Annotated in this window: 22 protein-coding genes and 1 riboswitch; of the genes, 9 read left to right on the forward strand and 13 right to left on the reverse strand. The window is 64.7% G+C overall.

Annotation, left to right across the window (positions count from 1 at the left end):
* Window positions 1-10: 10 nt before the first annotated feature.
* Complete coding sequence (locus ACFE8X_RS02230; RefSeq protein WP_375449800.1) at window positions 11-190, reverse strand: CbtB domain-containing protein; 180 nt, start codon at window positions 188-190, stop codon at window positions 11-13.
* A 31-nt stretch (window positions 191-221) separates the two neighbouring features.
* Window positions 222-419: riboswitch (cobalamin riboswitch) on the reverse strand.
* A gap of 129 nt (window positions 420-548) precedes the next feature.
* Here ACFE8X_RS02230 and ACFE8X_RS02235 point away from each other — a divergent pair.
* From ACFE8X_RS02235 to ACFE8X_RS02255, 5 genes are all read left to right on the forward strand, one after another.
* Entirely contained in the window at window positions 549-905 is a 357-nt protein-coding gene (locus ACFE8X_RS02235) for a DMT family protein (RefSeq protein WP_375449801.1), read from the forward strand.
* A 197-nt stretch (window positions 906-1,102) separates the two neighbouring features.
* Entirely contained in the window at window positions 1,103-1,876 is a 774-nt protein-coding gene (gene aztA / locus ACFE8X_RS02240) for a zinc ABC transporter ATP-binding protein AztA (RefSeq protein WP_375449802.1), read from the forward strand.
* Window positions 1,873-2,745: a zinc ABC transporter permease AztB gene (gene aztB / locus ACFE8X_RS02245; RefSeq protein ID WP_375449803.1), complete on the forward strand. Its 873-nt coding sequence runs from the start codon at window positions 1,873-1,875 to the stop codon at window positions 2,743-2,745. Before aztA ends, aztB begins: the two co-directional genes overlap by 4 nt.
* A 166-nt stretch (window positions 2,746-2,911) precedes the next feature.
* Window positions 2,912-3,799: a metal ABC transporter substrate-binding protein gene (locus ACFE8X_RS02250; RefSeq protein WP_375449804.1), complete on the forward strand. Its 888-nt coding sequence runs from the start codon at window positions 2,912-2,914 to the stop codon at window positions 3,797-3,799.
* Window positions 3,800-3,883: 84 nt separating this feature from the next.
* Window positions 3,884-4,318, forward strand: a complete 435-nt coding sequence (locus ACFE8X_RS02255; protein WP_375449805.1) for a Fur family transcriptional regulator — start codon at window positions 3,884-3,886, stop codon at window positions 4,316-4,318.
* Here the strand turns inward: ACFE8X_RS02255 and rsmD are convergent.
* From rsmD to ACFE8X_RS02300, 9 genes are all read right to left on the reverse strand, one after another.
* The gene (gene rsmD, locus ACFE8X_RS02260; RefSeq protein ID WP_375449806.1) at window positions 4,315-4,872 is read right to left on the reverse strand and encodes a 16S rRNA (guanine(966)-N(2))-methyltransferase RsmD; all 558 of its coding nucleotides are present in this window, start codon (window positions 4,870-4,872) and stop codon (window positions 4,315-4,317) included. The two genes, ACFE8X_RS02255 and rsmD, sit on opposite strands and share 4 nt — an antisense overlap.
* A gap of 100 nt (window positions 4,873-4,972) precedes the next feature.
* Window positions 4,973-6,919 carry a pseudouridine synthase gene (locus ACFE8X_RS02265; protein ID WP_375449807.1) on the reverse strand — a complete coding sequence of 649 codons (1,947 nt, stop codon included), beginning with the start codon at window positions 6,917-6,919 and terminating at the stop codon, window positions 4,973-4,975.
* 97 nt (window positions 6,920-7,016) lie between these two features.
* Window positions 7,017-7,679: a hypothetical protein gene (locus tag ACFE8X_RS02270; protein ID WP_375449808.1), complete on the reverse strand. Its 663-nt coding sequence runs from the start codon at window positions 7,677-7,679 to the stop codon at window positions 7,017-7,019.
* 139 nt (window positions 7,680-7,818) lie between these two features.
* Complete coding sequence (gene lspA / locus ACFE8X_RS02275) at window positions 7,819-8,370, reverse strand: signal peptidase II (protein ID WP_375449809.1); 552 nt, start codon at window positions 8,368-8,370, stop codon at window positions 7,819-7,821.
* Between the two features lie 163 nt (window positions 8,371-8,533).
* Entirely contained in the window at window positions 8,534-11,635 is a 3,102-nt protein-coding gene (gene ileS / locus ACFE8X_RS02280) for an isoleucine--tRNA ligase (RefSeq protein ID WP_375449810.1), read from the reverse strand.
* Window positions 11,636-11,836: 201 nt separating this feature from the next.
* A complete protein-coding gene (locus tag ACFE8X_RS02285; RefSeq protein ID WP_375449811.1) occupies window positions 11,837-12,811 on the reverse strand; it encodes a bifunctional riboflavin kinase/FAD synthetase in 975 nt (324 codons plus the stop codon).
* 126 nt (window positions 12,812-12,937) lie between these two features.
* Window positions 12,938-13,804 carry a TIGR01459 family HAD-type hydrolase gene (locus ACFE8X_RS02290; RefSeq protein WP_375449812.1) on the reverse strand — a complete coding sequence of 289 codons (867 nt, stop codon included), beginning with the start codon at window positions 13,802-13,804 and terminating at the stop codon, window positions 12,938-12,940.
* A gap of 189 nt (window positions 13,805-13,993) precedes the next feature.
* Window positions 13,994-15,208 carry an EAL domain-containing protein gene (locus ACFE8X_RS02295; protein ID WP_375449813.1) on the reverse strand — a complete coding sequence of 405 codons (1,215 nt, stop codon included), beginning with the start codon at window positions 15,206-15,208 and terminating at the stop codon, window positions 13,994-13,996.
* Window positions 15,209-15,333: 125 nt separating this feature from the next.
* Complete coding sequence (locus ACFE8X_RS02300) at window positions 15,334-16,542, reverse strand: ROK family transcriptional regulator (RefSeq protein ID WP_375449814.1); 1,209 nt, start codon at window positions 16,540-16,542, stop codon at window positions 15,334-15,336.
* A gap of 195 nt (window positions 16,543-16,737) precedes the next feature.
* On the opposite strand from ACFE8X_RS02300, the gene ACFE8X_RS02305 reads away from it, so the two are divergent.
* On the forward strand, window positions 16,738-18,162 hold the full coding sequence (locus ACFE8X_RS02305; protein ID WP_375449815.1) for a sigma 54-interacting transcriptional regulator: 1,425 nt from the start codon (window positions 16,738-16,740) through the stop codon (window positions 18,160-18,162).
* Between the two features lie 14 nt (window positions 18,163-18,176).
* Here the strand turns inward: ACFE8X_RS02305 and ACFE8X_RS02310 are convergent, their stop codons facing one another.
* The 3 genes from ACFE8X_RS02310 to ACFE8X_RS02320 all read right to left on the reverse strand — a co-directional run bounded on the left by ACFE8X_RS02310 (window position 18,177) and on the right by ACFE8X_RS02320 (window position 20,050).
* Window positions 18,177-19,085 carry a DMT family transporter gene (locus ACFE8X_RS02310; protein ID WP_375449816.1) on the reverse strand — a complete coding sequence of 303 codons (909 nt, stop codon included), beginning with the start codon at window positions 19,083-19,085 and terminating at the stop codon, window positions 18,177-18,179.
* Window positions 19,086-19,209: 124 nt separating this feature from the next.
* Window positions 19,210-19,413, reverse strand: coding sequence for a hypothetical protein (locus tag ACFE8X_RS02315; protein ID WP_375449817.1), 204 nt, complete (start codon window positions 19,411-19,413; stop codon window positions 19,210-19,212).
* A 244-nt stretch (window positions 19,414-19,657) separates the two neighbouring features.
* On the reverse strand, window positions 19,658-20,050 hold the full coding sequence (locus ACFE8X_RS02320) for a DUF427 domain-containing protein (RefSeq protein WP_375449818.1): 393 nt from the start codon (window positions 20,048-20,050) through the stop codon (window positions 19,658-19,660).
* 151 nt (window positions 20,051-20,201) lie between these two features.
* Here ACFE8X_RS02320 and ACFE8X_RS02325 point away from each other — a divergent pair, with 151 nt between their 5' ends.
* The 3 genes from ACFE8X_RS02325 (at window position 20,202) to ACFE8X_RS02335 (ending at window position 22,609) form a co-directional block, all read left to right on the forward strand.
* The gene (locus ACFE8X_RS02325) at window positions 20,202-20,492 is read left to right on the forward strand and encodes a co-chaperone GroES (protein WP_375449819.1); all 291 of its coding nucleotides are present in this window, start codon (window positions 20,202-20,204) and stop codon (window positions 20,490-20,492) included.
* 57 nt (window positions 20,493-20,549) lie between these two features.
* Window positions 20,550-22,193, forward strand: coding sequence for a chaperonin GroEL (groL, locus tag ACFE8X_RS02330; RefSeq protein ID WP_375449820.1), 1,644 nt, complete (start codon window positions 20,550-20,552; stop codon window positions 22,191-22,193).
* A 182-nt stretch (window positions 22,194-22,375) separates the two neighbouring features.
* Window positions 22,376-22,609, forward strand: a complete 234-nt coding sequence (locus ACFE8X_RS02335) for a BrnA antitoxin family protein (protein ID WP_375449821.1) — start codon at window positions 22,376-22,378, stop codon at window positions 22,607-22,609.
* The last annotated feature ends 3 nt before the right edge of the window (window positions 22,610-22,612 follow it).

A 22,612-nucleotide genomic window follows, 5' to 3' on the forward strand; every position in this document is an offset into this window, starting at 1 on the left:
ACTCCCGGCCCTAGTGGCAGGGGAAGCCCATGGCGTGACGCGTGTCGTGCGCGCCGTTATGGAGGCGGAAATCGCCGGCAAAGCCGGTGCCGCCGAGCAGCACAAGGCCGAGCAGCAGGGCGACGGCGCCGGCGATAACTCGCTGGCTGAGAGACAAGGGGATCGTCGTGGCCGTGGTCGTATTCGTCATGGCACCCTCCGTGCGCGAATCAATGGGCGTTGAGCCCGGCTTGTGCGTTGGCAGGTCTCCTGACTCGCGGTGAATGCAGTCCCCTCGCCTTCCCGGCTTGCGCCAGTGGCATCAAAGAGGACCCACAGCTTACAGTTGCGGGGGCAGTCCCGGTTTTGGCCCCTGATGGGTAATCCGCACCGTGTTCCCTTTTGATCCTGATCCCGAGGCCAGCTGGCCTATGGAAGCAAAATCTGAATCTCTCGGTCGCGATGGACTTCAAGAACCAACACGGTATTGGTTTGACACGAGCAACGCGCGGGGTCAACGAGGATGGGATCGCGCGTACCGTGGCGACCTTGAAACGACTGGAGCGGCCATGGGCCTCAATTTTGCGACCCTGGCGCCAATCGGTCTGCTGATCGCCAGCAATGTGTTCATGACCTTTGCCTGGTATGGCCATCTAAAATTTCCATCCATGGCGCTGTGGGTGGCGGTCATGACCAGTTGGGGCATTGCGCTGTTCGAATATTGGCTGGCAGTACCGGCGAACCGGATCGGGTTCGGCGTCTATACGGGAGCGGAGCTCAAGACCGTCCAGGAGGTGATCTCGCTCAGCGTGTTCGCAATTTTCGCCGTGACGGTGTTGGGGGAAAGACTGAGCTGGAACCATGCGGTGGGGTTCGCGCTGATTTTTGGTGGGGCGTTTTTCATCTTCAAGGGGCCGCTGAAATAGCGTCAACATTACCGTGGTTGGGACGGGTCGGGTTGACTCAGCAGATGTTATAGCATTACACGTAACTGTATTACATTACGCGAGTGCAGTGACATGCGGAATTTCAGCCTGGCGCAGATAGGTGCAGGCACGCGGGTTGGGCTGGTGCTGGTACCGGTGGCACTGATCTGGCTGGCAGTGTGGGCGCTGGTGCGCTGATGGGTGCGGCGATCCGGATCGACGATCTGACGCTGGGCTATGACGGTCATCCGGCGGTGCACCATCTGCACGGGGCGTTCGAGGCGGGGTCGCTGACGGCGATCGTGGGGCCGAACGGGTCGGGCAAGTCGACGCTGCTCAAGGGCATTACGGGAGCGCTGAAGCCCCTGGGGGGCCGGATCGAGCATGCCGGGTTTTCGCTGCGCGACATCGCTTACCTGCCGCAGATTGCCGAGATCGACAGGACTTTTCCGGCGGTGGTGAGCGATCTGGTGTCGCTGGGATTCTGGAAGAGCCGCGGGCTGTTCGGCGCCATCAGGGGCATCGACCGGTCGGCGCTGGACGAGGCCTTGCAGGCGGTGGGGTTGAAAGGGTTCGAGCAGCGGCCGATCGATACGCTGTCGGGCGGGCAGTTGCAGCGGGCGCTGTTCGCGCGGGTGCTGGTGCAGGATGCGCGGATCATCCTCCTGGATGAGCCGTTCACCGCTATCGACGAGAAGACCGTGGGCGACCTGATCGGGCTGGTGCGGCATTGGCATGCCGAAGCACGAACGGTGATCGCGGTGCTGCATGACGTCGACATGGTGCGCAAGGTGTTTCCGCAAACGCTGCTTCTGGCGCGCGAGCCGATTGCCTGGGGGGTGACCGAGGAGGCGTTGAAAAGCGAGAATATCCTTCGTGCGCGGCGGATGACGGAGGCGTGGGACGAGCAGGCGCCGTGGCATGAACCGAGCGGGCACGGGCATCATCACCATCACGGGGACGCGGCATGAACCTGTTCGAGGTGTTCATCGAGCCGTTCACGCAGTTCGGGTTCATGAATCGGGCGCTGGTCGGCGCGATCATCCTGTCGGTCAGTGCCGGGCCTGTGGGGGTGTTCCTGATGCTGCGGCGGATGAGCCTGACCGGGGATGCGATGGCGCATGCCATCCTGCCCGGAGCGGCGGCGGGATTTCTGGTGTCCGGGCTCGCGATCCTGCCGATGACGCTGGGAGGCTTTGCGGCGGGGCTGGTGGTGGCGCTGCTCGCCGGGCTGGTGTCGCGGTTCACCATCCAGCGCGAGGATACGTCGCTGGCGGCGTTCTATCTGATCTCGCTGGCGCTGGGGGTGATGCTGGTCAGCCTCAAGGGATCGAATGTGGATCTGATGCATGTGCTGTTCGGCACGGTGCTAGCGCTGAACGACGATGCGCTGGTCATGATCGGGGCGATTGCGACCATCAGCCTGGTGGGGCTGGCGGTGTTGTGGCGACCGCTGGTGGCAGAGTGCCTGGATCCCACGTTCCTGCGCAGCGTCAGCAAGGCGGGGCATCCGGTGCACTTGATATTCCTGGCGCTGGTGGTGCTCAACCTGGTGGGGGGGTTCCAGGCGCTGGGGACGCTTTTGGCTGTTGGGCTGATGATGTTACCGGCAGCGGCATCCCGGTTCTGGGTGCGGGGGCTGGAAGGCATGTGCGCGCTGGCAGTGGGATTCGGGGTGGTGTCGAGCTATTTCGGGCTCTTGGTTTCTTACTATCTTGGGGTGGCATCGGGGCCGGCGATCATCCTCGTGGCAGGGGGGATCTATATGGGATCACTGTTTTTCGGGCGTCGCGGGGTGATTTTTACCAGGGTGCAGGCGCCACGGCATCGGGTGGCGTAATGGCTTGGCTCACCGCTGATCGGTTTGCTCCGTCTCGGGTTCGAGGCGGAGGTTGAGGCAGTGGGAGTGACAGCTTGTGGCTGCGAGCACCCCCACAGGACCTCCCCCTGGAGAGGGAGGAGTTAGCCCGGTGGATGGGCGGCTTCAGCGACAAAAGGAATGCGAGATGAAGGTTTTACGGACGAGTGTGGTAGCGATGCTGGTTTGGGCACTTGCCGGGCCGGTGTTTGCAGCCGAGGTCAAGGCGGTGGCGACGTTCTCGATCCTGGGCGATATCGTCGCTCGCGTGGGTGGAGACCGGGTAGCGGTGACCACCATTGTGGGGCCGAACGCGGACACGCATGTCTATGAGCCAAAGCCGGCCGATGCGGTGGCGGTGAGCGAGACGGATGTGATGTTCGTCAATGGGCTGGGGTTCGAGGGCTGGCTCGACCGCTTCGTCGAGTCGACAGGCTTTGCCGGTCCAGTGGTGATTGCGAGCGAGGGCATCAAGAGCCACACCATGGATGAAGACGGCGAGACGGTGACCGACCCGCATGCCTGGCAAAGCCTCAAAAACGGGCTGGTCTATGTCAAGAATGTCGCGGCGGGGCTGTGCGCGGTGGACGCCGAAGGTTGCCCCAGCTACGAGGCCAACGCCGCCAGCTATTCGGCGGAAATTACGGCGCTGGACGACGATCTGATTGCCCGGATCGCCGGCATTCCGCAGGAGCGGCGCAAGGTCATCACCACGCATGACGCCTTCGGCTATTTCGGCGAGGCGTACGGCGTGGCGTTCATTGCGCCAGAGGGCGTTTCCACCGAAAGCGAGGCCTCGGCGGCGGATGTGGCCAAGTTGATCGAGCAGGTCAAAGCCGACACGGTCAGCGCCTTGTTCATCGAGAACATGAGTGACGGGCGGCTGCTGCAGCAGATTGCCGACGAAACCGGGACGCGCGTGGGTGGCGAGCTTTATGCCGACGCGCTATCGGAGCCCGAGCAGGGCGCGGCGACGTATCTGGACATGTTCAAGCACAATACCGACCTGCTGGTGCCGGCGATGCTGGGTCAGTAGAATTGGCGCGGGCGGGGGTCCGAGACGAATGGATTGCCGCCGGTGCGGGTGTGACGGCGGTCGGTGAGACGAAAGGCCAGAGAGATGGCGCATGCAGATGACAGTCACGCGGGCCACGACCATGTGTGGGCCGACGATCTGACCCGGAACCAGGGGCTGGTACTGGGCGCGCTGGCGCATTCGGCGGCCCCGCTCAGCGCCTACGATATCTTGGACCGGCTGCGGGACGACGGGCTCAAGGCGCCGTTGCAGGTGTATCGCGCGCTGGACAAGCTGGTGGAGCGGGGCTTGGCGCACCGACTTGAATCGCTGAACGCGTTCGTGGCCTGTGCCGATGCGCATTGCCATCGCAGCGGGCTGATTGCGTTCGCAATCTGTGAAGGATGCGGCAAGGTCGACGAGTTCGCCGATGGCGTGATCGAGGGCCGGCTGGGTGACTGGACGGCTGCCAAGGGGTTTGTCGTGGAGCGGACGACAATGGAAATACGCGGCAAATGCGGGGCGTGTGCGGGTGTCTAGCTTGAGAAGGTCAAGACGTGCACCGCCGCAGCCCCGTACACCCGGCGATCGTCAAGGGTAAAGCCTGAGGGGATGGCGATTTCCGCTTCAGCGCTTTCCTCGAACATCACCAGAGCGCCGGGGGCGAGCCAGCCGCCGGCAGCGACGTTGGCAAGGGCTCGTTCGCCCAGGCCCTGGCCATAGGGCGGATCGAGGAACACCAGGTTGAAGGGCTTGAGCGAGCCGGGGGTGCCCAGTTCGGTGGCGTCGCGGCGCAAGAGCTTGGTGATCCCCCCTGCCCCGAAAGCTTCGATGTGATCACGGATGAGGCCACGCGCTTCGGCCCCGATATCGACGAAGGTGACATGGGCGGCGCCGCGCGACAGGGCTTCGAGGCCCAGCGCGCCGGTGCCGGCGAACAGGTCCAATACCCGGATGCCGTCAAGGTTCGGGCCGAGGCGTGACGCAAGAATGTTGAACATGCTTTCGCGTACGCGATCGCCGGTGGGACGGATGGAGTCGTCTGACGGAGAGGTCAGGGTCTTGCCGCGGAATTTGCCGGCGACGATGCGCATGAATTGGGCCTTGAGAGGGAAAGTTCGGAATTTTGGCGGGCAACCCCACCTTGGACCCCTCCCCTCAAGGGGAAGGGGACGACAAAGGATTCAGGCCTCGCTAGGACTTGGGACGGCGGGGGCCGGAGGGACGACCGGCTCCACCCGCAGGCCGACCGCCGGGCTTGCCGAAGCCGCCAGGCTTGGGTCCGCGAGTTGGGGCCGCGCCATCGCGCTTGGGATAGGGCTTGCCATCCGGACGCGACTTCGGCTTGCCATAGGTCTTGGATTCAAGGCCGAGGGCGTCGCGGCCAGGGCGGCCGGCCTTGTCGGCAAAGCTGCGGGTCGGGCGTTCACCGGCCGGCTTGTCGGGACGCTGGGGGCGGCCGCCATCGGGGCGGAACGAGCGCGGCTTTTCCGAAAAATTACGGCCCGGACGATTGGGGACCACACGCGCTGCCTCGCCGCGCTCGCTGTCGGGACGGGTGCGTGGCGCATAGCTGCGCTGGGGGCCATCGGCACCGGGACGCTCATTGTCAGGGCGCGGGCGCGCCGCGTAAGCCCGCTTGGGTGCGTCGGCACCAGCATCGTTGCGGCGCGGGCCGCGCGGAGTGCCGGTGAAGGCGCGATCGGGCCGGCCAGCGCCGCTTGGGCGAGCACCCTGCGGCTTGCTGTAGTCGCGCTTGGGACGGTCGGCAAAGTCACCTTCGGGACGCGAAACGCGCGGGCGTTCGCCATAGGACTTGGAGGCGGCGACGCGGCCGGCTACGGCCTTGCTGGTGGGACGCGCGGGACGATTGGCGAACTCGCGGCCCGGCCCCTTGACATCGCCGCGACGCGGGCCGGCATCGTCGCGCCGCGGGCGGGCCGGACCATCGGAGCGGGCGGGACGCGACGCGCCCTCGGCGCGCGGGACGCGGGGCGGCTTGGCCGGGCGATCGGGACGCTGGCCGAAGGTGCGGGCGGGCTGATCGTCGGGATCGCGGAACGCAGGTTTCTTGCCATAGCGCTTGGCCACGAAGTCTTCCTCGCGGCCATCCTCGAAAATGACGCGGCGAGGGGGCGCCATCTCGTCCTCGGCGCGCTCGTCGAATTTTTTAGGCGCGGGTTTTTTGGCGTCGAACCGGCCGGGACGATCCTGACGCGGCCGTTCGGCACGCACCTCTTCCTCGGTCTTTTCGGCGCGATCGGTAAAGCGGAAGCGCTGGCGGGCGATCTCGACGGTATTGGTGCCGCGACCGGTCAGGCGATCACGGGTCGGCTTGCCGACAAGGGCGCTGGCTTCGGGCATGTCGCTGTCGAAGTCCACATCGGCAGCCTCGGCAAGCTTTTTGCCAAGCTGGTCGCGCAGCGTGGAGGCCTTGACGGTTTCAACGCCGCCAACGGGAATGTCGTTGAGCTGAAACGGGCCATAGGAAACGCGGATCAGGCGGTTGACCTCGAGGCCCAGCGCGCCGAGGACGTTCTTGACCTCGCGGTTCTTGCCTTCACGCAGGGCCATGACCAGCCATACATTGGAGCCCTGGTCACGCTCCAGCGTGGCTTCGATGGAGCCGTATTTGATGCCGTCGATCTCGATGCCGTCCTTGAGCCGATCAAGCGCCGCCTGGGTGACGGTGCCATGGGCGCGGACGCGGTAGCGGCGCAGCCAGCCGGTCGCGGGCAGTTCCAGCACGCGCTTGAGGCCGCCGTCATTGGTCAGCAGGATCAGGCCTTCGGTGTTGATATCGAGGCGCCCGACGGTGACCACGCGCGGCAGGCCATGGGTTTCCAGGGCTTCGAAGATGGTCTCGCGGCCCTCGGGGTCTTTCTCGGTAACCACGAGGCCGGCGGGCTTGTGGTAGAGCCAGACGCGGGTGCCCTGGCGGGCGGCCAGGGGGGCACCATCAACCATGATCCGGTCGCGCGCGGTGACGTTGAAAGCGGGAGTGATCACCTTCTTGCCGTTGACCACGACGCGGCCTTCGGTGATCCAGACTTCGGCATCGCGGCGCGAACAGAGCCCGGAACGGGCGATGACCTTGGCGAGGCGATCGCCGGTGTCTGGGGCGGCGGACTGGTCGGTCATAGGGCAGCTTTCATGTCATGCGGGACCCGGATGGGCGGCGCGGTAAAGACTTCGCCCCGTACTGGGCGGGGCGAGCAGAGGCGATCAAACTGTAGTATCAGTCCTGTAAGTCATTGAACTCGCTATTCAGCGTGTTGGAAATGGACCCATTGCCCGATGGGCCCTGACGGCGCAGCGCGCGACGCACCTCGTCGGGACAGCTTGGATCGCTGAGCGGTACGATGGCTCCATTGGCGGTACGGCAGACCAGGTCGGCATCGCCGACGCGGGTGAAATATTCCTCGGGCGGCAGATAGAGCGGGCGCTTGGCGCTGCCGGACACGGCAATGTTCGCCGCCGCCATGCGGGTGGTCAGCGCCTTGGCTTCGGCCTCGGTCATGGGACGGCCGGAGAGCGAGTTTAGATCGACCACGCGGGCATTGCGCAGGCGGGTGAGATCGGCCTCGCTCATGCCGGCGGTGTCGATCTGGACGGTATTGCTGTCGACCGGCAGTTGATCGGTCAGGGCAACGGTCGGAGCGGGCAATTGATTGCCGGCGCGCGGCAAAACCAGCGGCGCGCGGGCCTGAGTCAGGTCCTGTTTGGGGGCCTCGCCGGGGACGAGGCCGACGCCGCGCGCGGTCGAAATCATCACCTCGCGCTCGAAAGTGCCCACGTCGGTCAGAGCGTTGGTGCCTTCCGCCGTGGTGCAAGCGCCCAGCGCCGCTGCCAGCAGCAGGCCGATGGAGAGGAGGCCCGCCCGGGTCAATCCAATGTGCATGAAACGTCCTTTTCGCGCGGCAAGCCGCTGGTCGTGGGTATCGGCGGCGCTTATAGCGCATCACCCCAGCTAAGGCCAGATTCTGGCAGCAATGCGTTCACACTCTGTTAGCAGGCCGTGTCAGTGGGGACACATATGTTCACGTTTGGTTAGCGCCGGCACGTCCCAAACCCAGCAGATCGAGAATCAGCAGAATGACCCCGAGCGATATGGCCATGTCGGCGACGTTGAAGATGTAAAACGAGCTGGCGCCCAGGTGGAAATGGAAGAAGTCGGCGACGGCGCCATAGATCAATCGATCAAGCCCATTGGACAGAGCGCCGCCGATGCAAAGGGCGATGCCGAGGCGGATCAACGCGCTATCGGCGCGCAGCCACCAGATGGCGAGCGCAACCACGGCGACCAGCATGATGACGCCGAGGCCCCAACTGGGCAAGCCGGTGAGCAGGCCATAGGAAATGCCGGTATTCCAGACCAGGACATAGTCGAAGAAGTCGGTGACCCGCACGACTTCGCCGCCGCGCCAGTTCGAGAGGGTGACGGGAACATAGGTGGTGAAGATATCGACGCAGGCGGCGGCGCCGATGGCGACGCAGTCGGCGGAGACGGCCACGGCCTTGTGGGCGCGGTCGAGGCCGAAGGCGAGGATCGCGGCCATGATGGAGGTGAGGATGGAGGGGTTGAGTTTCATTGTCGCCAGCGGCCTCCCCTTCTGCCCTCGTGGGAGAAGGTGGCGCGCAGCGCCGGATGAGGGGGCCGCGATGGAGCAAAGGCCCCCTCACCCGCCCGTTGGGCCCCCTCTCCCGCGAGGGGAGAGGGGGAAAGCGCCGATAGAGCGGTGCCCCAGAACAATCTTACAACCCCGCCGCGGCGCGTTCGCGCAGGGCCTGGGCGTCGCGAGGGGTGACGTCGGGATAGTCGGGGTCGGAGCCGACATCGGGCTGGATGCGCCAGGAGCGGGCGCAGCGGGTGCCTTGGGCCAGCGCCGGGACGACGGCAACGCCGGGCGCGTCCTCGAGGCGGAAGGCGTCGGCGGGAGCATCGGCATTGCCGATCTCGATGGCCGAGGTGATGGCGATTTCGGCCAGGTCTTCGCCGGCGAGAGCGGTCAGCAGGTCCTGGTCGGTGATGAAGACCTTGGGGGCCGCTTCCAGCGACGAGCCGATGCGCTTGTCGCGGCGCTCGATTTCCAGCGCACCGGTGACAACGCGGCGGACCGTGCGGATCTTACTCCACCTGTCGGCAAGGCCGTCGTTTAGCCATCCTGCGGGCACTTCGGGGAAGAGGCGCAGGTGGACCGAGCTATCGGCGCCCGGATGCCTTTCGAGCCAGACCTCTTCCATGGTGAACACCAGGATGGGGGCGAGCCAGGCGGTAAGGCAATCGAACAGATGATTGAGCACGGTGAGCGACGAGCGGCGCTTGACCGAGGAGATGGGATCGCAATAGAGCGCGTCCTTGCGGATATCGAAGTAGAAGGCCGAAAGCTCGATGTTCATGAAATTGGTGAGCAAGGAGACGATGCGACGGTAGTCATATTGCCGGTAGGCAGCGCGCACCTGGCCATCGAGCTGGGCCAGGCGATGCAGAATCAGTTGCTCGAGCTCGGGCATATCGGGCTGGGCGACGGCGTCACCAGGCTGGTAGTGGGCGAGATTGCCCAGGAGCCAGCGCAGGGTGTTGCGCAGCTTGCGGTATGAATCGACGGTGGTCTGGATGATCTCCTTGCCCAGACGAAGGTCCTCGGAATAGTCGGACGATGCGACCCAGAGGCGCAGGATATCGGCGCCGTATTGCTTGATGATGTCCTGGGGGGCGACGGTATTGCCCAGCGACTTGCTCATCTTCTTGCCTTCGCCATCCATGGTGAAACCATGGGTGAGCACGCTGGCATAGGGCGCGTAACCATTGGTGGCGCAGGATTCCAGCAGCGACGAGTGGAACCAGCCACGATGCTGGTCGGAGCCCTCCAGGTACATCGAAGCGGGAAATTTCAGGTAGGGCCATTTCTGCTTGTTGCGCAGCACCCAGGAATGGGTGGTGCCGCTATCGAACCAGACATCGAGGATGTCGGTGACCATCTCGTAATCGGCAGGGTCGTAACCATCGCCGAGGAAGCGGGCGGCAGCGCCATCGGCGTACCAGGCATCGGCGCCGTCGACTTCGAAGGCATCGGCGATGCGGTGGTTGACGACCTCGTCCTTGAGGATTTCGCTAGTGGCCTTGTTCACGAAGACGGTGATGGGCACGCCCCAGGCACGCTGGCGGCTGAGCACCCAATCGGGGCGATCGGCGATCATGGCGCGCAGGCGGTTCTGGCCGCCTGGCGGGTAGAATGTAGTGGCGTCGATAGCGGCGAGGGCGCGGGCGCGGAGGGTGTCGGGAGAAGCAAGGGACCCCTCATCCGCCCTGCGGGCACCTTCTCCCACGAGGGGAGAAGGGGAATCCGGTGGATCGTAAGGCGCAGTGCCCCCCTTCTCCCCTTGTGGGAGAAGGTGCCCCAAAGGGGCGGATGAGGGGTCGCTTGCTATCGCCTTGTCCATGTAGACGAACCACTGGGGCGTGTTGCGGAAGATGACGGGTTTCTTGGAGCGCCAGGAGTGGGGGTATTGGTGCTTGACGCGGCCGCGGGCGACCATGGCGTGGCGTTCGGCCAGGGCCGAGATAACCCTAGTGTTGGCGTCACCCTTCTTGCCCGAGTCGTCGATAACGCGAGCGCCTTCGAAGCCGGGGGCATCCCTGGTGTAGAAACCGTCATCGCCGACGACGTAGGGGATGGTGGTATCGATACCGCGCTCGGCGAGCAGGCGGCCGGAATTCATCCAGATCTCGAAGTCGTCGAGGCCGTGGCCGGGGGCGGTGTGCACGAAGCCGGTGCCGGCGTCGTCGGTGACGTGGTCGCCGTCGAGGAGGGGGACATCGAAGGTGTAGCCGCCAGCGAGGCCGCGCAGGGGGTGGGCGCAGGCGGTGATGTCGGCCGGGTCGACGTCGCAGATGCGATCGAACGCCTCAACCTTGCTCTTGGCGAAGACTTCGGCGGCGAGCTTGTCGGCAAGGACGTATTTCTCGCCGGTCGTGGCCCAGTTGCCCTCGGGGGCCCGGGTGACCTCATAAAGACCGTAGGCGACGCGCGAGGAGAAGCTGATGGCGCGGTTGGCGGGGATGGTCCAGGGCGTGGTGGTCCAGATCACGACGGAGGCATTGGCCAGGCCGCGGGTCAGTCGGGCGCTACCGACGAAATCGCCGTCTTTAACCTCGGAAGAAGCTCCCAGTATGGGAAACTTTACCCAGATGGTGTCGCTCTCGTAATCGGCATATTCGATTTCGGCTTCGGCCAGGGCGGTGCGCTCGACGACGGACCACATGACCGGCTTGGAGCCGCGGTAGAGCTGGCCCGAGGTCGACACTTTCATCAGTTCGCGGGCGATCTGGGCTTCGGCGTCAAAGCTCATGGTCAGGTAGGGATTGTCCCACTCGCCCAGGATGCCCAGGCGCTTGAATTCGGCGCGCTGCACATCGACCCATTGGCTGGCGAAGGCGCGGCATTCGGCGCGGAATTCGTTGATCGGCACTTCATTCTTGTCGCGGCCCTTGGCGCGGTATTGCTCCTCGATCTTCCATTCGATGGGCAGGCCGTGGCAATCCCAGCCCGGCACATAGGCGGCGTTGTAGCCGAGCATCTGCATGGAGCGCGAGACGATGTCTTTCAGCGTCTTGTTGAGCGCGTGGCCGATATGGATATTGCCATTGGCGTAGGGCGGGCCATCGTGGAGGGTGAACAGCGGGCGATCCTGCGCCTGTTCGCGCTGGCGCTTATAGATGTCCATGTCTTCCCAGCGCTGGAGCCAGCCCGGTTCCCGATCGGGCAGGCCGGCGCGCATGGGGAACTCGGTCTGCGGCAGAAACAGCGTCGCGGAATAATCGGTTTCGGTGGCGCCCGAGGCGGTATCGGTCATGGAACGGCAATCGGTTGGGGAGATTTGCGCGCGTTGTAGCAAGGTGGGACGGATGGGGCAAAGGGTTTGGTGGGGGCCTGCCATGCCCTCGTGGTTCGAGGCTCGCAAGAACTCGCACCTCACCATGAGGGCTACTGATAGATGCGATTTCCCAGTAGCCCTCATGGTGAGGTGGGACCCTCGAACCACGAGGCGTGCCAACTAGCCGAAAAATCCCAGCTTCTTGTCCAACTCACTCAACGGCTTGGCCTCAGCCAAAATCCTGCGCGCCTTGGTGCTGTCGCGGTGCATGGCGGTGATCAGCTCGTCGAGGCCGGAGAAGACTTCCTGGCCACGGATATGGGCGACGAGGCAGACGACGATGATCTGGCCGTAGATGTCCTCGGAAAAATCAAACAGATGGGTTTCGAAGGGTGGGCGCTGGTTGTTGAACATGGGCTTGCCATAGGCGGCGACGCCGTCGAAGAGGCGGGTGCCCAGACGGGCGCGGACGGCATAGACGCCCTGGGCGAGCTGGAAATTGTCGTGGGTAACGGTGTTGGCGGTGGGATAGCCCAGTTCGCGCCCGCGCTGGTCGCCTTTGACGACGCAGCCCTGCATGAACCAATGATAGCCCAGGAGGCGATTGGCGGCGGCGATATCGCCTTCGGACAGGGCAGCGCGAATGCGCGAGGAGGAAATGACTTCGGCGCCTTCATCGAGCAGGTCGAGCACGTCGACGGTGAAGCCCTGGGCGCGACCGGCAGCGGCGAGGAAAGCGGGCGTACCGCGGCGCTGGCGACCGAAATGGAAATCGGAGCCGACGATGACGCCGGTAGCGGCCAGGGCATCGACCAGGAAACGGGCGACAAAGTCTTCGGCCTCGATCTGGGAAAAGGCGCGGTCGAAATTGACGATGACGATGCCATCCAGCCCCAATGCCTGGGCCAGGCGAGCCTTGGCGTTGCCGTCGGTCAGCCGGTACATGAAGGGGTTAGGGGCAAAGACATCGCGCGGATGGGGCTCGAAGGTGAGCACGATGGCGGGCACGCCCGCCTCGGCGGCGCGGGCCTTGAGCGTATCGAAAACCGATTGATGGCCGCGATGGAAGCCATCGAAATTGCCGATGGCGACATAAGCGCCGCGCAGGGACGCGGGGACATCGACGAGGGAATCGAGGCGGTGGAAGTCGGTCACGGTGGAAAAAGTCCGTCGTTCTGGATCACGCTTTGAGCCCCTCCTCCACTCGTGTCGAGGCTTATCCCCACCCTGCCCTTGCCTCAAGGGGGAGGAGACCAGATTGTGGCAACGGCACTATAGATTTCACCAAGACAGGCGCGGCAGGAAGCCGGCGAGATGGGCGCGGCTGGGGGCCACGAGGTCGGCGATGGCCTGGGGGCTGGGCTTGCCGAAGGCATCGAGTTCGGCGGCGTGGATGGAGCCGGTGACGAACAGCAGGTCGATGCCAAACTGGGCGGCGCCGGTGGCATCGGTGCGCACGCTGTCGCCAATGGCGAGAACCCGGGATTTGTCGAGCGGCCGGTCGGCCGCGACTTCGGCAAGGCGAAAGGCCTCCTCGTAGATGGGCTGATAGGGCTTGCCAGCCATGTGGACCATGCCGCCCATGGCGGCGTAAAGATCGCCCAGGGCGCCGCCGCAATAGATGATCTTGTCGCCATGCTCGACCACGCGATCGGGATTGGCGCAGATCATGGGCAGCTTGCGGGCCAGCCAGAGCCGGGCGCGCTCGCGATACATTTCGGGGGTATCGTCATCGGTATCGAGATCGGTGACAATGACAACCTCGGCCAGATCGGCGGCGGTGCGGCGCACGTCGAGGCCATCATAGAGGGCGTCGTCCTCGGTGGGCGGGCCGATATGATGGATGGCGCGGCCGGAATAGCGGGCGATCATGGCGCGGGTGGCATCGCCCGACGAGACGATGGCGTCATAGGCCTCGCGCGCAACGCCGAAGCGGTCGAGCATGTCGATGAGGGGCGCCGAGGGGCGCGGCGCATTGGTGATGAAGACGACCTTGCCGCCCGCGCGGCGGTATTGCAGCAGGGCATCGACGGCGGAGGGGAAGGCGGCAATGCCGTTGTGGACGACGCCCCACACGTCGCTGAGCACGGCGTCATAGCGGCCGGCGAGATCGGCAAGGCCGGAAATCTGCGGCAGGGGCAAGGACATGGGTTTGCGGCGCTCCAGTGAGAACCTAGCTTCTATGGGTCAGGTTGGCGGCGCGATCAAGGGCACAACAGGGACGGTGGCGGCACCTGGCGGGTCGGCTGAGCGGCACTAGAGGCGTTGCGCCAGCATGGCGGCGGTGCGTTCTGGGGTCTCGACAGAGGTGACGTTGAGGTCGCTAAAGGGGCGCGCTCAGAGTTCGGCGCGGCGCAGGGTGGGGGCGGCGGGGCGCTCGATCATCATGTCGGCGCGGGCGGGCCCGGGGGCGGCGATGTGGGGGCCCTGGACCAGGGCAATGCCGAAGTCGAGCAGTTCGAGAATCTGGTGCTCGTTGCTGACGCCGGTGGCGAGCAGGCCCACGCCGAAGCGCTTGACGTAATTGGCGATGTCGGAGGCGTGGAAATCGGTGAAACTATCGGGCTGCTCGATGAAGCGGGCGGCATCGATGCGCAGCGAGCGCACCCCCTGCCCGGCCAGTTCGGCAACGTCGAGCCGCAGCGAGCGGGTGCCGGCCAGCGAAAAGCCGACGCCCTTTTTAAGCAGGGCATCGGCAATGGCGCGTTCGCCGGTGGTGAGGGCGCGCCATTCGCTTTCGGCAACAATGAACATGAAGCTGCTGGCAATGGCGCGATTGGCTTCAAGCGAGGCCAGCAATTGCTCGGCGGCGGCGGCGTCCCCCAGGGTCGCCCGCGACAGGGGAATGAACAGGCTGCCCGACTGGCCCGCGGCGCGGGCGCGCCGGGCGATGGTGATGGCTTCGAGCAGGCCGATATCCTCGATATGGCGCAGCACGTCCTCGCCGCCGCGGCGGGGCATGAACTCGGCACGCTCGGCCAGATCGCCATCCTCCAGCATCAGGCGGGGCACCAGATCGTAGCCATTGGCGCGCCGTTGCGGCAGCGTGACCACGGGCTGGACATGGTAGATCAGGCGATTGTCGGCGATGGCCTGGCGCAGTGCATCCAGCGCAATGACCGGTTCGGGCTCCGGGGACGGCGGGGTGACGATGGCGGGGCTGGACAGGGTGCGTTGGCGCTGGGTGGGCGCGGTGCGCTCCTCGATTTCGGCAACGGCCTCGGCGACCTGGCGGATCACCGTGCCCAGAACGGAAATGTCGCCCTCGACGCCTTCGAGGCGGCTGGCGGCATTGATATCGGTCAGGGCGTTGATGCGCTGGCCCAGGGTGGCGCCGGCCTGGGCATCGGTGGCCAGCAGGCGCGACAGGTTTTCGATAGCCTCCTCAAGGCGGTTTTCGGCGCGCTGGCGCAGGGCGCGCTCGAGCAGGACCACGGCCACGGCGCTAAAGCTCAGCGCTGCCATGATGGCTTCGGCGGGGGTAAAGGTCAGCCCGAAATAGGCGGTGCAACCAACGCCGAGTGCCGCCAGGGCGATGAGTGTATAGACCAATACCTGCACGAGCGGTCCGCAATCGCTTGAGTGGGCCGGGATTCGGCCGTTTGTTCATAGCATTGCCGCGCCGCGGGCAAAAGCGGCGTGGTGGCGGTGTTCCGCCGGAAAATGGGCGAGGACGCCTAGGCGCCGAAGTGGTTCCAGGCGCGGGAGAAGTAGCGCTTGTACATGGGCAGCAGCGCGGCCCCCCGGGCGGCGGCGCCGGCGCCGAGATGGCCGATGGAGACGACCGGGTGGCCGGTGCGCAGCATCGGCAGTAAGGCCAGGTGATGCTGCACCCGCTCGAGCAAGCGCTCGACCACGGGGCGCGGCATGACCCCGTCGATGCTGGCGCGATCGAGCTCGACCATGGCCTGGGCGGTCATGGCGGCCTGGGCGAGGGCGCGCCCCGCGTCGTCGAGCCAGGCGCCGGCATAGGGCTCAAGCAGCGCCCAATCCCAATCCTGGGGACTGCCGGGTGGCGGCGAGCGGCCGGCTTCGCGCAGCCAGTTCTCGAAGGCAGTGATGGACGCGATGCGGTGCACGAAGGAGGGCGCGCCATGGCGGTCCGGCACCATGATGGCGCCCAGATTGGCGGCATTGCCGGTGGGGCCTTCCCAAAGGCGGCCATCGGCGATGATGCCGGCCCCGACATAGGCGCCGACGTGGAAATAGGCAAAGCCGGTGGGGCGCGGCGGCGACTGGGCGATGAAATCGCCCCAACAGGCAGCGCTGCCGTCGTTGAACCAATCGGCATTAAGGCCGGTGTCGGCAGCAGTGCGGGCGGCGATATCGAGGGCCTCCCAGAGCGGTCGCTGTTCGGGATGGGCGACGAAAAGATCGATATTGCGCCCGATCGAGGTGGGTGATGCGACGCCCACCCCGACAATGCGCCCGCGCTGCTCGATCGCAAGGGCGGCGGTCATGGTCGCGATCCCGTCAGCCAATTGGGCGAAAACGCTGGTGGCGTCGGGGTAATCATGGGGAGCACTGTGGCTGGCCAGGACCGTGCCGACCAGATCGATCAGGACGATCTGCAGATGGCGCCAGCCGATTTCGACGCCGAAGCAATAGGCGCCGTGCGGATTGAGGAAAAACGGCGTTGCCGGCTGGCCGCGGCGGCCCCGCAGCACCTGGCCGCGCGCGATCAACCCGCGCTCTTCGAGATCGGTGATGATTCGGGAGGTGGTTTGCGGTCCAAGGCCGGAGCGGCGGGCCAGATCGGCATTGGAGGAGCCAGGCGCCAGCGTAATCAGGGTCAGCACGGCGCGCTCGTTGGCAATGCGCACACCGGCCTGGGGCACGCCGCGCCCCCAGGGGCTCAAATCACCCGGCTCATTATCCTTGCTCATGGCGGCAGACTTAAGCGACACACCGCCGCCGGATCAAGACACCCACTTTGTGCTTTTGATTTAAGCGGTAAAGCGGAACGAAATATTTACCCTGTTCGCCAACAATCGGGGCCAACGCCGCCTGCGGTCGCGCCAGCCGAAAGGCCTGGCACGATGAGCAAAAAAGGCGCGGACAAGCAACGAGGATCGGCTGCGATGCACACTGGACGGGGCAAGGCCAATGGACGCCTGCTGCTGATCGAGCGGGATGCGGACAGCGCAAGCCGGGTCGCCGAGGACTTGAGCGCCGTGCTGCCGGGCACGTCCGAAATCGTCGTGGCGCCCGCCGGACGGCAGGCCGTGGATGCCTTGCGGCAGGCACAGTTCGATATCGTGCTGATGGACTTATCCAGCCTGGGCGATCTGAGCGAGCGCAGCGACGATGCCGTGACGCGGCTGGTGAAGCTGGCGGATGGTGCGCTGGCAATCGCCATTTCGGATGGCAGCTCGGTTTCGGCGGCGGTGGCGGCCATGCGCGCGGGTGCCCATGACTATATGGTCAAGCCGATCGACGGGCCAGGTATTGCCGCGCGTATTGATGAACTGGCGCAGCGCCATGGCAAGGCGCGAACACTGGGTCTTGCCGCCGGATCGAGCGAGGTCGTTGCGGATTTTTGCGGCTTCATCGGCACGTCCAGCGCCATGCGGTTCGTTTACGAGCAGATTACGCGTATCGCGCCATCGGCGGCGCCGGTGTTCATCACCGGGGAAAGCGGCACCGGCAAAGATATGTGCGCCGAGGCCCTGCACGCCAAGGGCCCACGCCGGGACAAGCCGCTGGTGGCGCTCAATTGCGCGGCGATCCCGCGCAACCTGATGGAAAGCGAATTGTTCGGGGTGGTGCGCGGGGCCTTTACCGGGGCACATGACGACCGCAAGGGCGCGGCGGAACTGGCCGATGGCGGCACGCTGTTTCTCGATGAAATCGGGGACATGGATTTGTCGCTGCAATCCAAGCTCCTGCGGTTCCTGCAGACGGGAACGCTAAGCCGGATGGGGGAAGCGGGACTGCGCAAGGTCGACGTTCGGGTCATCTGTGCCACCAGCCGCAACCCGATGACGCTGATCGGGGAAAAGAAGTTCCACGAGGACCTGTTCTATCGCCTGCATGTGCTGCCCATCCACCTGCCGCCACTGCGGCAGCGCCCGAGCGACATCATGGTGCTGGCCCGCCATTTCCTGGCCCGCTATGCCAGCCAGGAGCACAAGCGGTTCACCGGGTTTTCGGCCGACTGCATGCAGGCGCTATTGACCGGGGAATGGCCGGGCAATGTGCGCCAGTTGCAGACCCTGATGCGGCGGTCGGCGATCATGTTCGATGGCGGCGAGATGAGCGGGGCAAGGATCGGGGCGGCCGATATCGAAGCACGCGAAAGCGCCGAGATTGCCTCGATCGCGGCGCCGCGCGGACGCCGGCAAGCGGTATTGCCAATGTGGCAGCAGGAGCAGCGCATCATCGAGGAAGCGATCGCCAGCTTTGGCGGCAATGTCTCGCTGGCTGCAGCGGCGCTGGAAATCAGCCCTTCTACGATCTATCGCAAGCGGCAAAGCTGGGCGGACGGGATTGCGGGAGCCGCCTAGCGTCTCGACACGGCTTATGGCGTGCTGGCCTCGCGCGATTTGATGCGGTCTAGGCCGAGGCGGTGCTCGCGCAGGATGACGACGATGCCCGAGGCAATGACGATTGCAGCGCCGACGAGCATAGGCAGGGTGGGGATTTCACCGAAGGCGAAGTAACCCACCAAGAGGCCCAGCAGGAGCGACGTGTATTCGAACGGCGCGATGACCGACATGTCGGCATGACGGTAGCTGGCCGTCATCATGATTTGCGCGATGCCGCCGGCAAAGCCGGCCAGGATCAAGAACATGGCCTGTTGCGGGCTGGGCCAGACCCAGCCAAAGGGAACGGTCGTCAGCGAAATGATGCTGGCGCTGATGAAGAAATACAGCACGATGGTTTCGGTGCGCTCGGTTTGCACCAGGCGGCGCACCTGCATCATGGCGAAGGCGGCGCAAACGGCGCCGCCAAGCGCGGCGATGGCGCCCATTGTTTCATCCCAACCCAGGACGCTCTGGCCCGAAAAGAGGGTCAGGCGCGGCCACAGCATGATGGCGACGCCCACCAGCCCGACCAGCACGGCCGACCAGCGGATCAGGTGCACCTGCTCCTTGAGCATGATGGCGCTGAATAGGACAATCAGCAGCGGCGAGGCATAGCCGATGGCAATGGCCTCGGGCAGCGGCAGCTTGGTCAGGGCGTAGAAACTGAGGCCCATGGAAATGACGCCGGTCAGGCCGCGCAGGACATGGCCCAAGGGATTGGCAGTGCGGAAGCCGGCGGCAAGCTGGCGGCGCCAGAGCAGATAGGCGATGACCGGCACGATGGCGAAAAAGCAGCGGTAGAACACCAATTGGCCGGCGGGGACGGTGCCGGTCGCCTTGAGCAGGGCCGACATGACCACAAAAATGCACACCGAGCCGACCTTGAGCAGGATGCCGCGCATGGGTCCGTCCGTCAGGCCCATTGGCGACGCTGAGACGGTTGAAACGGGTGGGACGGTCACGGAGCAGCTCAAAAGTTAGCGCGTTTAGAAGTCTGGGGAGGCGGGCCCTTACCCGTCTCGGCGTCTAGCCCGGTTTGGCTTCGGCCTTGACCAGTTTGGCCTTGGCCTGGGTGGCGGTGGAAAAGGCCTTGTGTTCGGGGCCGCTGATGGTGCCGGACTTGACCACGCTGCCCTGGGCATCGACGAGTTCCCAGAGCCAATTGGAGTTGGGGCCGCTGCCGCCCTTGAGGCGAAGACGGATCGTCAGCGTTTCGGATTGTCGGGTCATGGTCCCTTATGCATCGGGGCGCCGTGGGGGGAAAGGGAAAATGTCCGAAAGGGGATTCAGGACGCTGTCGACGCTGGGCAATCAGACGCGGCGTTCACGGCAGCAACCCGTCACCCCTCGCCCAAGAGGGGCGAGGGGTGACCAGTGAGATCCTAGCGCTGTCCCCTTCGCCCCTTGTGGGAGAAGGTGCCCCAAGAGCGGATGCGGAGTGAGGCGCCAGGCAAAGCCCATAATAGACCGCCGCCTAGACCTGGCTGCTGCGGTATTGGATCTTGTCGCCCCAAAAGGCGAGATGATCGCGAATCGGCTCGACCAATGGGCAGGGGTCGGGATAGTACCAGACGCCGTCCTGGCCGGTCGCGGTCAGAGTCTTGATGGTGTAGTAGGACGCATCGCCCTTATAGGGGCAATGGGTGTGGGTATCGGAGGCCTCCAGGATGTCGGGGCGGACGTCCTCGCGCGGAATATAGATGCGCAGAGGCGCGCCGGGCTCGTCGAGTTCGAGCGCGTTGAGTGAAGAGGCGATTTCGGCGTCATCGAAGATCACGTGGACACGGCCGGCGGCCTTGCTGATCTTGATATCCTTGTCCAGACATTGTCCCGTCATGATTGCCTGCCATTGCTTGATTGTTGTCATGACGATAACGCATGAGCATCGAAGTGGGTTCAAGCCTGCTTGACTCGATGGTTCCCTCCTCCTATATCCCCGGCAGCTTGTTAGCACTCTATGATTATGAGTGCCAATTGGCGCACAAATTGCATCTCAGTTCGTTGCTATAGGAGCAAACATGAGCTTCCGTCCCCTGCACGACCGCGTGGTCGTCCGCCGTCTCGATAGCGAAGAAAAGACCAAGGGTGGGATCATCATCCCCGATACCGCCAAGGAAAAGCCCTCCGAGGGCGTCGTCGTGGCCGTTGGCCCCGGCGCTCGTGACGAAGGCGGCGCGCGCGTCGTTCCAGACGTCAAGGACGGCGACCGCATCCTGTTCGGCAAGTGGAGCGGTACCGAGGTCAAGGTCGACGGCGAAGACCTGCTGATCATGAAAGAATCCGACATCATGGGCATCATCGAAGGCTAAGGTTCAGGCCCCTGCCCTTTTCGATCTGTCCTTTCCGCTACATAAGGAGCGCCTCACATGGCCGCTAAAGACGTAAAATTCTCCACCGAAGCCCGCGACAAGATGCTGCGCGGCGTCAACATCCTGGCCAATGCCGTCAAGGTAACGCTGGGTCCCAAGGGCCGCAACGTCGTCATCGAAAAGTCGTTCGGCGCACCGCGCATTACCAAGGACGGCGTCACAGTCGCCAAGGAAATCGAGCTTGAAGACAAGTTCGAAAACATGGGCGCCCAGATGGTGCGTGCCGTTGCGTCCAAGACCAACGACATTGCCGGCGACGGCACCACCACCGCGACCGTGCTGGCACAGGCCATCGTCAACGAAGGCGTCAAGGCCGTTGCTGCAGGCATGAACCCCATGGACCTGAAGCGCGGCATCGACCTGGCCGTCATCGAAGTGGTCGAAAACCTCAAGTCGCGTGCCACCAAGATCACCTCGACCGCCGAAGTGGCGCAGGTCGGCACGATCTCGGCGAACGGGGAATCGTTCATCGGCGAAGAAATCGCCAAGGCGATGGAAAAGGTCGGCAATTCGGGCGTGATCACGGTCGAGGAGTCCAAGACTGCCGAGACCACCGTCGATATCGTGGAAGGCATGCAGTTCGACCGTGGCTACCTGTCGCCATATTTCGTGACCAACGCCGAGAAGATGACCGCCGTGCTCGAGGATCCCGTGATCCTGCTGCATGAAAAGAAGCTCAGCAACCTGCAGGCCATCCTGCCGATCCTGGAAGCCGTGGTCCAGTCGCAGCGTCCGCTGCTGATCATCGCCGAAGACATCGAAGGGGAAGCTCTTGCGACCCTGGTCGTCAACCGCCTGCGTGGCGGGCTCAAGGTTGCTGCCGTCAAGGCGCCCGGCTTCGGCGATCGCCGCAAGGCCATGCTGGAAGACATCGCTATCCTGACCGGTGGCCAGGTGATCTCCGAAGACCTCGGCATCAAGCTGGAAAACGTCACTCTGGACATGCTGGGCACCGCCAAGCGCGTCGAGATCACCAAGGAAAACACCACCATCGTCGATGGTGCAGGCTCCAAAGACGACATCGAAGGCCGTGTCGGCCAGATCAAGTCGCAGATCGAAGAGACCACGTCGGACTACGACAAGGAAAAGCTGCAGGAACGCCTGGCCAAGCTGGCCGGCGGCGTTGCGGTGATCAAGGTCGGCGGTTCGACCGAAATCGAAGTCAAGGAACGCAAGGACCGCGTCGATGACGCGCTCAATGCGACCCGCGCTGCCGTCGAAGAAGGCATCGTCCCCGGCGGCGGGACGGCGCTGCTGCGCGCTTCGTCCGACCTGCAGGCCAAGGGCGCCAATTCCGACCAGCAGGCGGGCATCAATATTGTGCGCCGCGCGCTGCAGGAACCGGTGCGCCAGATCGCCAACAATGCGGGTGACGAAGGCTCGGTCGTGGTTGGCAAGATCCTGGAAAGCGCCTCGATCACGTTCGGCTACAACGCCGCGACGGGCGAATATGGCGACATGATCCAGATGGGTATCGTGGATCCGGTGAAGGTGGTTCGCACCGCCCTGCAGGACGCTGCCTCGGTTGCGTCATTGCTGATCACCACCGAGGCCATGATCGCCGATCTGCCCAAGGACGCGGCGCCGGCGATGCCGGGCGGCGGCGGCGGCATGGGCGGCATGGGCGGGATGGACTTCTAGTCCAGCCTCCACACAGCTTCGAGGTTCGTTTCTTCCCAGTCACGAACTTCGCAGAAAGGCGCGGTGGCAACATCGCGCCTTTTTTTGTTGCTTGCGAAAGCGTGGTCCTGAGACCAGACTTGGTCGGCCTTTATCGCCTCGGCAGCGGCGTGAGCTGATCGATTAATTATCAAGGTTGGACGATGAAACACCCTACCCGTCGCACCGGCAGCGCCTTGGATCAAGCCGAGGCCGCGTTCAGGGCGGCGACCAGCGCACCGGAGCCGAAGGTGGTTCAAACGGCAACGCCGCCAAGGGGCAAGGAGATGGTGTCCTTGCGGCTGGACCGGGAGGTGCTGGAGCATTTCCAGGACGAGGGTCCGGGCTGGCAGGAGCGTATCAACGCGGCATTGCGCGCAGCGGCAGGGCTGGACTGATGC

The sequence above is a fragment of the uncultured Devosia sp. genome, from assembly GCF_964244875.1.
GTDB lineage: Bacteria > Pseudomonadota > Alphaproteobacteria > Rhizobiales > Devosiaceae > Devosia.

What these genes read in the sequence shown, in the direction of transcription:
- ACFE8X_RS02230 (WP_375449800.1), bottom strand. Translation starts at nt 190, where the DNA reads ATGACGAATACGACCACGGCCACGACGATCCCCTTGTCTCTCAGCCAG.
- ACFE8X_RS02235 (WP_375449801.1), top strand. Translation starts at nt 549, where the DNA reads ATGGGCCTCAATTTTGCGACCCTGGCGCCAATCGGTCTGCTGATCGCC.
- aztA (WP_375449802.1), top strand. Translation starts at nt 1,103, where the DNA reads ATGGGTGCGGCGATCCGGATCGACGATCTGACGCTGGGCTATGACGGT.
- aztB (WP_375449803.1), top strand. Translation starts at nt 1,873, where the DNA reads ATGAACCTGTTCGAGGTGTTCATCGAGCCGTTCACGCAGTTCGGGTTC.
- ACFE8X_RS02250 (WP_375449804.1), top strand. Translation starts at nt 2,912, where the DNA reads ATGAAGGTTTTACGGACGAGTGTGGTAGCGATGCTGGTTTGGGCACTT.
- ACFE8X_RS02255 (WP_375449805.1), top strand. Translation starts at nt 3,884, where the DNA reads ATGGCGCATGCAGATGACAGTCACGCGGGCCACGACCATGTGTGGGCC.
- rsmD (WP_375449806.1), bottom strand. Translation starts at nt 4,872, where the DNA reads ATGCGCATCGTCGCCGGCAAATTCCGCGGCAAGACCCTGACCTCTCCG.
- ACFE8X_RS02265 (WP_375449807.1), bottom strand. Translation starts at nt 6,919, where the DNA reads ATGACCGACCAGTCCGCCGCCCCAGACACCGGCGATCGCCTCGCCAAG.
- ACFE8X_RS02270 (WP_375449808.1), bottom strand. Translation starts at nt 7,679, where the DNA reads ATGCACATTGGATTGACCCGGGCGGGCCTCCTCTCCATCGGCCTGCTG.
- lspA (WP_375449809.1), bottom strand. Translation starts at nt 8,370, where the DNA reads ATGAAACTCAACCCCTCCATCCTCACCTCCATCATGGCCGCGATCCTC.
- ileS (WP_375449810.1), bottom strand. Translation starts at nt 11,635, where the DNA reads ATGACCGATACCGCCTCGGGCGCCACCGAAACCGATTATTCCGCGACG.
- ACFE8X_RS02290 (WP_375449812.1), bottom strand. Translation starts at nt 13,804, where the DNA reads ATGTCCTTGCCCCTGCCGCAGATTTCCGGCCTTGCCGATCTCGCCGGC.
- ACFE8X_RS02300 (WP_375449814.1), bottom strand. Translation starts at nt 16,542, where the DNA reads ATGAGCAAGGATAATGAGCCGGGTGATTTGAGCCCCTGGGGGCGCGGC.
- ACFE8X_RS02305 (WP_375449815.1), top strand. Translation starts at nt 16,738, where the DNA reads ATGCACACTGGACGGGGCAAGGCCAATGGACGCCTGCTGCTGATCGAG.
- ACFE8X_RS02310 (WP_375449816.1), bottom strand. Translation starts at nt 19,085, where the DNA reads ATGCGCGGCATCCTGCTCAAGGTCGGCTCGGTGTGCATTTTTGTGGTC.
- ACFE8X_RS02315 (WP_375449817.1), bottom strand. Translation starts at nt 19,413, where the DNA reads ATGACCCGACAATCCGAAACGCTGACGATCCGTCTTCGCCTCAAGGGC.
- ACFE8X_RS02320 (WP_375449818.1), bottom strand. Translation starts at nt 20,050, where the DNA reads ATGACAACAATCAAGCAATGGCAGGCAATCATGACGGGACAATGTCTG.
- ACFE8X_RS02325 (WP_375449819.1), top strand. Translation starts at nt 20,202, where the DNA reads ATGAGCTTCCGTCCCCTGCACGACCGCGTGGTCGTCCGCCGTCTCGAT.
- groL (WP_375449820.1), top strand. Translation starts at nt 20,550, where the DNA reads ATGGCCGCTAAAGACGTAAAATTCTCCACCGAAGCCCGCGACAAGATG.
- ACFE8X_RS02335 (WP_375449821.1), top strand. Translation starts at nt 22,376, where the DNA reads ATGAAACACCCTACCCGTCGCACCGGCAGCGCCTTGGATCAAGCCGAG.